The organism is Halomonas sp. BC04 (genome assembly GCF_000568385.1).
On record NZ_AZQX01000156.1, the window covers coordinates 1 to 6721 of the forward strand.

Genomic DNA, 6721 nt, shown 5'->3' on the forward strand with positions numbered 1-6721 from the left:
CCTTGCGGCGGTCTCAGTGATGCGCGGGGTGAGCTTGGAATCCTTCAGCGGCCCCGGAATTTCGGTGCGGTAGAGGGCCATGCCCCCGACGCCCAGGGTCGGCAGGATCGCCACCGCCAGTACCACGATCCCCATCCCGCCCAACCACTGCAGCTGCTGGCGATAATAGAGGATCGACTCGGGGAGGAAGTCGATGCCGGTGATCACCGTGGCACCGGTGGTGGTCAGCCCCGAGAAGGACTCGAAGACGGCATCGGTGAGCGAGAGGGCGGCGTCGCCGGTCAGCATCAGCGGCAGAGAGCCGAACAGCCCCAGTACGCTCCAGAACAGCGCGGCGATCAGGAAGCCGTCGCGGGTGCGCAGCTCCTTGCGAGCCAAGCGGTTGGGCAGGTACATCACCAGCCCCGTCACTACGGTGATCATGATCGCGATGACGAAGGCATCCCACTGGCCGTCACCGAACAGCAGCGAGATAAGGATCGGCGGCACCAGGGTCAGGCTGAACATCATCAGCAGCATGCCCAGGATGCGCAGAATGATACGCAGGCTCATGCGGTGCCCCCCCTGGCGACAGGCGCCTGTACCATAAGCATCAGTACGATAGGCGCGAAGCAGCGTCGTGATATCAAGAGGCGCCCCGTTGGCATCAGAAGAAGGTCAGCCCGACCTGGAAGAGGCGCTCCACCTCGCGAATGCGGCGCTTGTCGATCACGAACAGGATCAGGTGGTCGCCGGATTCCACCACCACGTCGTCGTGGGCGATCAGCACCTCCTTGCCACGGACCAGGGCGCCGATGGTGGTGCCGCTGGGCAGGTCGATATCGCCGATGGCGCGCCCCACCACCCGCGAGGACTGCATGTCGCCGTGGGCAATCGCCTCGATGGCCTCGGCAGCCCCGCGGCGCAGCGAGTGCACGTTGACGATATCGCCGCGTCGCACATGGGTCAGCAGGCTGCCGATGGTGGCCTGCTGGGGCGAGATGGCGATGTCGATCTCGCCCCCCTGGACCAGGTCCACATAGGCGGCATTGTTGATCAGCGTCAGCACCTTCTTGGCTCCCATGCGCTTGGCCAGCATGGACGACATGATGTTGACCTCGTCGTCGTTGGTCAGCGCACAGAAGATATCGCAGTCCTCGATGTTTTCCTCTTCCAGCAGCCGCTTGTTGGTGGCGCTGCCGTGCAGTACCACCGTGCGGTCGAGGCGCTCGGCGAGCACGGTGCAGCGCTCGATGCCGTGCTCGATGATCTTGACCTGGTGGCTATGCTCCAGGTGCTCGGCCAGGCGCTCGCCGATGTTGCCGCCGCCGGCGATGATCACCCGGCGGAAGTCCCGGTCGACCCGGCGCAGTTCGCTCATCACCGCACGAATATCGCGGCGGGCGGCGATGAAGAAGACCTCGTCGTCGGCCTCGATGACGGTGTCGCCGCGGGGGATGATCGGCCGGTTGCGCCGGTAGATGGCTGCCACCCGGGTATCGACGCTGGGCATGTGGCGGCGCAGGAAGCCCAGGTCCTGGCCCACCAGGGGGCCGCCGTAGAACGCCTTGACCGCCACCAGCTGCACCAGCCCGCCGGCGAACTCCAGCACCTGCAGCGCACCGGGGTGTTCGATCAGCCGGCGGATATGATCGGTGACCACCTGCTCGGGGCTGATCAGCACGTCGATGGGCACCGCCTCGTGGGCAAACAGCCCCTTGCGGGTGAGGTAGGCGGTGGCGCGGACCCGGGCGATCTTGGTGGGGGTGCGGAACAGGGTGTGGGCGACCTGGCAGGCGATCATGTTGACCTCGTCGGCGCTGGTCACCGCGATCAGCATGTCGGCATCTTCGCAGCCGGCCTGTCGCAGCACCACGGGGTAGGAGCCCGGCCCCACCACGGTACGGATGTCGAGTCGGGTGTGCAGTTCGCGCAGCCGCTCGCCGTCCGTATCCACCACGGTGATGTCATTTTCCTCGCGGGCCAGATGCTCGGCCAGGGTACCGCCGACCTGGCCGGCGCCAAGAATGATGATCTTCATTGTTGTCGGGTCCGTGGAACGACTCTGCGACGCCGATTTGGCGCCGCAGCATGGTGGCTAGCATAAACCAGCCGATCACCGGGTAACAGGGCGGGACTTCCGGTGGGCGCGATCAGTCCAGGGTGAACCCTACCTTGATGGTCACCTGCCAATGACCGACCTTGCCGTTCTCGATATGGCCGCGGGTATCCACGACCTCGAACCAACGCATCCCGTGCAGGGACTGTGAGGCCTTGGCGAGCGCACGGTTGATGGCATCCTCGATGCCCTTCTCCGAAGAACCGGTCAGCTCGATGTGCTTGTAGACATGATCGCTCATGTGGGCTCCTTGCTCCTTGGTGGTCGAGAAGGCAGGGCAAAAGATCAACCCTGCCGCTTCAGTCTGGCATAAAAGAAGCCGTCGTGGCTCTCCGTTTCCGGCAGCAGTTGGCGACCGGCGCCGGCCGGCCGGCCCCAGCTCACCTCCTGTGGCGTGGTGGCGATGGCGTCTTCCGTGCGGGCAAGGAACGCCTCGATCTGTTCGTCGTTCTCTTCGCGGAGCACCGAGCAGGTGGCGTATACCATGGAGCCGCCCGGGCGCAGCAGTGGCCAGAGGTTGTCGAGCAGGCGTGATTGCAGTTCGACCAGCCTGGGGATATCCGACGGCCGTCTCAGGCGCTTGATATCCGGATGCCGGCGGATCACGCCACTGCCGGAGCAGGGGGCATCCAGCAGGATGGCGTCAAAGAGCGTGCCGTTCCACCAGTCCCGCTGGGTGGCGTCGGCGTGCAGCAGGGTCGCCGAAAGGCCCAGGCGAGCCAGGGTGTCCTCCACCCGGGCCAGCCGTGTGGCATCGCTGTCCAGCGCCAGGAGGTCGACGTCGAACAGTTCCAGCAGGTGGGCGGTCTTGCCGCCGGGCGCACAGCAGGCGTCGAGTACCCGCCCGCCCGGTCGAGGTGCCAGGCAGGGGCCGAGCAGCTCCGCCGTCAGCTGAGCGGCTTCATCCTGGACGCTCACATCGCCCTCGGCAAAGCCGGGCAACGCCTGAACGTCGCAGGGCGTTTCCAGCACCAGGCCATCGGGCGAGTGCGTACAGAGCCTGGCCTCATGGCCGGCGTCGATCAGCCGTGCCAGGTAAGCTTCCCGGTCGCCGCGGCGACGATTGATGCGCAGTGTCATCGGCCCCGGGTCATTGTTGGCGGTGGCGATGGCGCGCCACTCGTCGGGCCAGGCCTGGCGCAGCGCCTTGAGCAGCAGCGTGGATGCAGCAGGGCCACGGCAGGGTCGCGGTCGACTTCGACCAGCAGCGCCGAGGAGTCCCGCTGCAGGCGGCGCAGGCAGCCGTTGAGCACCTTGGTCGCCCACTCCTTGCCCAGCAGCCGCGCGGCACCGGCGGTCTCGCCCACGGCGGCGTGGGCCGGAATGCGCATGTAGAGTAGCTGATGGATACCCAGCAGCAGCAGGGCCTGGACATCGGCATCGCGGGCCTTGAGGGGGGTCTTGAGCAGCTGAGCGGCGAGCGCCTCCAGACGCGGCAGCGTGCGGCAGACGCCGTAGCACATCGCCCTGAACAGGGCCCGGTCCCGGGTGACCACCTGGTGGTCGTCCAGGTCGGCCAGGGACCCCTTGCCGGTGATGACCGGCACCAGTGCGCGGGCGGCGCTGGCCCGCACCGCCTGGCCGCCGTCCTGCACGGCCTTGCCTGCGCGGGAGGAAGGTGTCGATCGATGCATCAGGAGATCTCCTCGGTGGCTTGCCCCAGTCGCATGCCGGGTGCCAGCGTCTCGCTACGGGCGTTGAGCAGGTCGCGAACCGGCAGCGGCTTGCCGCCGGGAAGCTGGGCGCGTGTCACCTGCAGTACCTCGCTGCCCCGTGCACCGCTGGCGATACGCAGGGCATCGGGGGCGTGGGCAAGCAGAGTGCCGGGGGGTTGTGGCGCTTCGCCATCACGGCGTGTCGCGGCCGTTGCCATCAACAGGCGCAGACGCTCCTTGCCATGGGCGCACCAGGCCACCGGCCAGGGATTGAAGGCGCGCACCTTGGCCGCCAGTGCCTCGGCGGGTTGGCGGAAATCCAGCTCGGCCTCGGCCTTGGTGAGCTTGGCGGCGTAGGTCACGCCTTCGGTGGGCTGGGGTGTTGCCGTCAGTGCGCCGTCAGCCAGGGCATCAAGGGCCTCGACGATGGCCTCGCCGCCGAGCGCGGCCAGGGTGTCATGCAGCTCGCCACCGGTAGTGGTAGCCGTGATGGGGGTTCGCCTTACCAGCAGCATGTCGCCGGTATCCAGTCCGGCATCCATCTGCATGATGGTCACGCCGCTTTCGCTGTCACCGGCCTCGATGGCCCGCTGGATAGGGGCGGCGCCGCGCCAGCGTGGCAGCAGCGAGGCATGCACGTTGAGACATCCCCGTGGCGGGATGTCCAGCACCGCCTGGGGCAGGATCAGGCCATAGGCGACGACCACCATGATGTCCGCCTCCAGTTCGGCCAACTCGGCCTGGGTCGCTGGTGCTTTCAGGCTCTCCGGTTGCAGCACCGGCAGGCCGTGCTCCAGCGCCAGCGTCTTGACCGGGCTGGCGGCGAGCTTGCGGCCACGACCGGCGGGACGATCCGGCTGGGTGTAGACGGCGACCACGGAGTGTCGGCTTTGCAGCAGTGCAGCCAGGCTGGAAGCGGCGAACTCGGGGGTTCCGGCGAAAACGACACGCAGGGGTGGGGACATGATTTCGAAGCCTTGCCAGTGGGCGATGTTCCCCATCATAACGGAGGCAGGCGGAAACGACGAAGGCCGACAGCAGTCGGCCTTCAACGAGGTTGGGCGCGGGCTTCAGGCCCCCTGCATCTGCTTGTGGCGCTTCTGCATCTTCTTCAGCACCCGATCACGCTTGAGTGCGGAGAGATAGTCGACGAACAGCACCCCTTCCAGATGATCGTATTCGTGCTGGATACAATGGGCCAGCAGGCCCTCGGCCTCGAGTTCATAGGGATTGCCGTTCCGGTCCAGCGCCTTGAGGTGGACCTTCAATGCGCGGGGCACTTCGGCGTAATACTCGGGAATCGACAGGCAGCCCTCGGACATCAGGTCGCGCTCGTCGCCGATCGGCGTGTATTCGGGATTGATCAGCACCAGTGGACTGGCACGACTGTCGCTGACATCCATCACGATGACACGGCGGTGGACATCCACCTGCGTGGCGGCAAGCCCGATACCGCTGGCTTCATACATGGTCTCGAGCATGTCGTCGACCAGTTGGCGCACCTCGTCATCAACCGCCTCGACCGGTGTCGCCTTGGTGCGCAGCCGCTCGTCGGGGAATTCGAGGATGGGTAATTTGGCCATGGCGTTGGAACCACCGTTATGCTGTCATTCAGGGATTCGCTTATTCTAGGGGGCTGCGGCTCGGGGTGGAACCGCCCGATCACCTATTATTTCGATAAAATCAGACTATGACACGGCGCTCAGGTTCCCGGTGGGGTGGTTTCAGCGCTTCCGGGATGAGTCGAGAGCAGGGGGAATCAGCGGATGGTGGATAGTATCGATAGGGCAAGGCGCAGCCGGTTGGCTGCTTATTTCAGGGCCGCCTTGATAAGCGGTGCCTGTATCGCCATGCTGCTCGGCGCGGCGACGGTCCAGGCCCAGGGGCTCACCTGGCAGGAGGGGCTGCGTGGTGACGCTCCCGAACGCTATACTGTGGTGCGTGGCGATACCCTCTGGGGCATTTCCGGCCGTTTCCTGCAGCATCCCTGGCAGTGGCCGGAGGTGTGGCAGGTCAATCCTCAGATCCGCAACCCCCACCTTATCTATCCCGGCGATGTGGTCTACCTCTATGACTGCAACGGGCGGCCCTGCATTGGCCTCGAGCGGGGGCAGGGTACCGTTCGACTCTCGCCGGAGGTGCGGCGTATTCCCACCCGCGAGGCCATCGAGCCGATTCCCCTGGAAGTGATACGCCACTTCCTGCGCGATCATCGGGTCGTCGACGATCCGGAGGCACTGGATGAGCTGGCTTATGTGGTGGCCGGCGACGATCGGCGCATCATCAGCGGGGCAGGAGATCGCATCTATGCGCGTGGTGAGATAGAGCGCGGGCCGCGCTACGGTATCTATCGGATCGGCGAGCGCTACAACGATGCGGTCTCCGGCGAGCTGCTGGGCCTGGAGCTGGAGAGCGTCGGCCAGGCGCGGGTCCAGCGCACCGAGGAGGATATCGTCGTGCTCGAGGTGCTGTCGGCCTCCCAGGAGGTGCGCAATAACGACATCATCCTGCCCCTGGAGAGCCGCGAACTGGTCCGCGAATTCGTGCCCCGCGCCCCGGATGGCGCGGTCGACGGCCGCATCCTGGCAGTACCCGGCGGCGTGCGCTTCATCGGTCGGCTGCAAGTGGTAGCGCTGGACCGCGGCCGCCGCGATGGCCTGGAAACGGGGCACGTGCTCCAGGTCGAGCAGCAGGGGGAGCGGGTCAATGATCCACGCAGCGGTGAAGTCCTGCGGCTGCCCGGTATCGAAGCGGGCCTGATCATGGTCTTTCGTCCCTACGAGAAGATGAGCTACGGTCTGGTCATGCGGGCCTCCCGTACGCTGGAAGTCGGTGATCGGGTGCACAATCCCCGCCATGGGCGGGGGGTGGCGCTGCGGTGACAGCGGTGTCTCCGGACACACGGGCGTGGCTGGCGGTGATGCGCCTGCCGGGCATGGGCGCGACGCGACTGGCCGAGCTGATAGCG

Annotated in this window: 6 protein-coding genes and 1 pseudogene; 1 reads left to right on the forward strand and 6 read right to left on the reverse strand. The window is 66.3% G+C overall.

The window, feature by feature from the left end; genetic code table 11:
• From Q427_RS11035 to def, 6 genes and pseudogenes are all read right to left on the reverse strand, one after another.
• Positions 1-552 (reverse strand): potassium transporter TrkG (locus Q427_RS11035; RefSeq protein ID WP_043513821.1); only part of this gene is annotated, 552 nt, incomplete at its 3' end.
• 94 nt (positions 553-646) lie between these two features.
• A complete protein-coding gene (trkA, locus tag Q427_RS11040) occupies positions 647-2020 on the reverse strand; it encodes a Trk system potassium transporter TrkA (RefSeq protein ID WP_043513822.1) in 1374 nt (457 codons plus the stop codon).
• A gap of 112 nt (positions 2021-2132) precedes the next feature.
• Positions 2133-2339 carry a dodecin gene (locus Q427_RS11045; RefSeq protein WP_043513823.1) on the reverse strand — a complete coding sequence of 69 codons (207 nt, stop codon included), beginning with the start codon at positions 2337-2339 and terminating at the stop codon, positions 2133-2135.
• 44 nt (positions 2340-2383) lie between these two features.
• Positions 2384-3732 (reverse strand): annotated as a pseudogene (rsmB, locus tag Q427_RS11050) (16S rRNA (cytosine(967)-C(5))-methyltransferase RsmB).
• The gene (gene fmt, locus Q427_RS11055; protein WP_043513825.1) at positions 3732-4718 is read right to left on the reverse strand and encodes a methionyl-tRNA formyltransferase; all 987 of its coding nucleotides are present in this window, start codon (positions 4716-4718) and stop codon (positions 3732-3734) included. Before fmt ends, rsmB begins: the two are co-directional and overlap by 1 nt.
• Before the next feature lie 105 nt (positions 4719-4823).
• Positions 4824-5336, reverse strand: coding sequence for a peptide deformylase (def, locus tag Q427_RS11060; protein WP_043513824.1), 513 nt, complete (start codon positions 5334-5336; stop codon positions 4824-4826).
• Between the two features lie 267 nt (positions 5337-5603).
• On the opposite strand from def, the gene Q427_RS11065 reads away from it, so the two are divergent.
• Positions 5604-6635: a LysM peptidoglycan-binding domain-containing protein gene (locus Q427_RS11065; protein ID WP_043513827.1), complete on the forward strand. Its 1032-nt coding sequence runs from the start codon at positions 5604-5606 to the stop codon at positions 6633-6635.
• The last annotated feature ends 86 nt before the right edge of the window (positions 6636-6721 follow it).

Excerpts from the sequence above, each read along its gene's own strand:
- Q427_RS11065 (WP_043513827.1), top strand. The coding sequence starts at position 5,604 with ATGCTGCTCGGCGCGGCGACGGTCCAGGCCCAGGGGCTCACCTGGCAG.
- Q427_RS11045 (WP_043513823.1), bottom strand. The coding sequence starts at position 2,339 with ATGAGCGATCATGTCTACAAGCACATCGAGCTGACCGGTTCTTCGGAG.
- trkA (WP_043513822.1), bottom strand. The coding sequence starts at position 2,020 with ATGAAGATCATCATTCTTGGCGCCGGCCAGGTCGGCGGTACCCTGGCC.
- fmt (WP_043513825.1), bottom strand. The coding sequence starts at position 4,718 with ATGTCCCCACCCCTGCGTGTCGTTTTCGCCGGAACCCCCGAGTTCGCC.
- def (WP_043513824.1), bottom strand. The coding sequence starts at position 5,336 with ATGGCCAAATTACCCATCCTCGAATTCCCCGACGAGCGGCTGCGCACC.